Annotated in this window: 4 protein-coding genes; all 4 read right to left on the reverse strand. The window is 45.1% G+C overall.

Features of this window, described 5'->3' with window-relative positions:
* The coding region (locus CGZ90_RS19425; protein ID WP_133063624.1) for a heavy metal translocating P-type ATPase at positions 1 to 761 on the reverse strand (761 nt) is incomplete at its 3' end.
* Between the two features lie 15 nt (positions 762 to 776).
* Entirely contained in the window at positions 777 to 1,100 is a 324-nt protein-coding gene (locus CGZ90_RS19430) for an ArsR/SmtB family transcription factor (protein ID WP_094254150.1), read from the reverse strand.
* Positions 1,101 to 1,203: 103 nt separating this feature from the next.
* Positions 1,204 to 2,034: an STAS domain-containing protein gene (locus CGZ90_RS19435; RefSeq protein WP_094254151.1), complete on the reverse strand. Its 831-nt coding sequence runs from the start codon at positions 2,032 to 2,034 to the stop codon at positions 1,204 to 1,206.
* A 138-nt stretch (positions 2,035 to 2,172) separates the two neighbouring features.
* The coding region (locus CGZ90_RS19440) for a methyl-accepting chemotaxis protein (protein ID WP_240515495.1) at positions 2,173 to 2,993 on the reverse strand (821 nt) is incomplete at its 5' end.

Below are 2,993 nucleotides of genomic sequence, written 5' to 3' on the forward strand. Positions count from 1 at the left end.
TCACCCGTGATCGCGGCCTGGTTGACACTCGAACGTCCGCTCTCAACAATACCATCCATTGCGATCTTTTGGCCGGGCTTAATGATCATGATATCCCCGACTTCTATCTCATCCACGTGCATCGTTATTTCATGGCCATTGCGCCGGATAGGTGCTTCTTTTGGAGCGATATCCATCAGTGAGGAGATCGATTTCCGCGCTTTTTCCATCGAATAACGCTCTAATGCTTCGGATATCGCAAACAGGATGACGACTGTCGCCCCTTCACCCCATTCACCGATAATGGCTGCACCGATAATGGCGATCGTCATGAGCGTTTTCATATCAAACTGCAGTCGGAATAAGTTTTTCAGTCCGGCAGTGAAAAGCGTGTAGCCACCTGCTGCGATCGAAAGGGCATATGCGGCAATGGAGAGCAAGTGCCCCTCGCCATGCTGTTCACCGAGCATCCAGCCTGCTGCAAGCAGAAGTACTGATAAGATTACGTTTGCGTGGGCTTTCCAGAACGGAACGCTTACCGTTTCTTTCGGCGATTTATCAGAAAAAACTTTAATGCCATCAAACGCTCCTGCTTTTTCAAGGTCATTTATAGTTGTCTGTCCGGTTACTGACAGCTTGGAAGCACCGAAGTTTACTTTCGCATCTACTACACCTTCAATATGCTGTACGTTTTTTTCAAACTTTGCCGCACATGAGGCACAAGTCAAGTTTTGCAGGCGGTATACGTTTGTAGTATTCTTAGCTGCTGCTCGTTCTTCCATTTCGGCCGCCTCCTTTTAATGATGCTGTGCGTGGTAGATCGTCTGTTCAAGAACGTTCATCACGTGTTCATCGTCCATGGAATAATATAAAGTTGTTCCTTCTCTTCTATATTTTACAAGACGCAGATTTTTTAAAAACCGAAGCTGATGAGAAACCGTCGACTGCAGAAGACTCAAGTTTTCCGCGATCTCGTTCACAGAATGCTCTTTATGAGCGAGCAGGTGAAGGATACGGATGCGGGTCGGGTCTCCAAGTGCCTTGAAGGTTTGCGAAACGATAAATAACGTTTCTTCATCAAGTTGTTCAATTTGGCTTTTCTCTTGTTCTTTATCCGCCATCGTAAGACCTCCCTGTTTCCCTATACTTCAATATATGAGTATATGTTCATATTTGTGTATATTTTATAAAAAAAAACGCAAAAAGTCAAAAAACTTTTCGCGTTTACTCGGCTTGCAGGAGCTTATTGAATGCTTGCTTCAGGTTGCCAGCGATCTCGATCTGTTCAAATTCAATGCCAAGATTGACTACTGCCTGGGCGATATCAGGTCTGATTCCTGAAAACGTCGCTCTCACACCGATCATGCTCAGCGCCTTATTCACTTGAAAGAGTTCATTCGCTACCATGGTATCTACGATCGGAACACCCGAAAGATCGATGATCAGCTCCGTGTTACGAAGCTCGATACACCGTTTTAAAGAGTTCTCCATCATAATCCTCGCACGGTATGTGTCAAGCTCTCCGATCAGAGGAAGGATAGCTATCTTGTCTGTAAGCGAGACGACAGGGATTGAGATATCAAGCATCGCCTGCTGCGCAGTCTCCAGTGTTTTCTTGTGGTGATCCACAAAAGAAACACTGAAAATGTAGGATGAATGATCAAGTACTCCGTCCAGTATGCGGTTCAATTTTATGAAGGATTTGATCGGGATTTCTTTCGTCTCTATGTATTGTTCTACATAATCAAGCAGCACTTTCCGGTACAGCTTGTTTGTCTGAATCAGCTCATCGATGGAGATTCCGTATTGGACCGCGCCTTCTCCTGTCATTCTCGCCCACTCCGCGACCTTATCATCAAGTTTTTCAGAAGAACCAGCTTTTATCGCCTCGCCTACCAGCTTGATCAGGTTCGCTCTCCATTCTGTAATCGCACTTTCTTGCAAGTTAGATGACTTAAGAAATGTTACATATCGTTCCTCAAGCTGTCTAGTGATTTCTTTTGAGAAAGTAACGGCATTATCGATAATATTCTGGCCTATCGTTTGAAGTTCCATATCTCCTGTCTCCTTTATTGTTCATACTCTATTATTATCTGTTTTCCCTATGACTGCTTCAACTAACCTGTGAAATATTATCGTGCAGAAATCTTATTTCCAATAAAAAAGCCGGCCATTTTGAACGGCCGGTTTTTGTCAGTTTAATTTAAAATTGATCGTGAGCTGCTGCAATTCGCCAGCCATATCACTCAGTGAGTTAGAGGAAGACGCCACTTCCTGCATAGAGGCAAGCTGCTGCTCTGTCGCAGCAAGTACCGTCTGTGCCGCTGATGACGAGTCTCCTGCAACGATTGAGATCTCGTCGATGGAAGATACAATATGCTGAGCTCCAGCTGACATCTGCTGAATCGCAGCGGATACCTGCAATATTTGACTCGTAACACCAGCTACAGATTCGTGAATCTGGCTGAAAGCAGATCCCGCACTGTTCATGATGTCCATTCCCTCAGCCACTTCGCCAGCGACTGATTGCATCGTTCTTACGACATTGCCTGTATCTTCTTGGATGAGAGTGATGAGCTGCGTGATTTGCTTTGTCGCTTGTGCAGACTGTTCAGCAAGATTTCCTACTTCACTTGCTACAACGGCAAAGCCTTTTCCGTGTTCGCCTGCTCTTGCCGCTTCAATTGATGCGTTTAATGCAAGAAGGTTCGTCTGGCCAGCAATTCCGCTGATCACTTCTACAATTTTCCCGATTTGCTTTGACCTGCCGCCTAGCCCTTCAACAACCCTGGACAGCTCTTTAACATTTTCATTAATGGCTGACATCTGGCGCTCTGCTGTCTGAATTGAAGTTGATCCATTTTTAGCTTTTTCCAGAGAATCGTTTACACTTCCATTCACAGCTTCCGTACTGGATGCAACCTGTGAAAGGCTTGAAGACATTTCTGTTATGATTGTTGCTGCTTGATTAACACCTTGAACTTGATGCTCCGCTCCCTCAGCCACTTTTTCCA

This window comes from Fictibacillus aquaticus (assembly GCF_002245695.1).
Taxonomy (GTDB): Bacteria; Bacillota; Bacilli; order Bacillales; family Fictibacillaceae; genus Fictibacillus; species Fictibacillus aquaticus.

Bases quoted from the DNA above. Each gene is read 5' to 3' on its own strand.
- CGZ90_RS19430 (WP_094254150.1), bottom strand. From the start codon at position 1,100: ATGGCGGATAAAGAACAAGAGAAAAGCCAAATTGAACAACTTGATGAA.
- CGZ90_RS19435 (WP_094254151.1), bottom strand. From the start codon at position 2,034: ATGGAACTTCAAACGATAGGCCAGAATATTATCGATAATGCCGTTACT.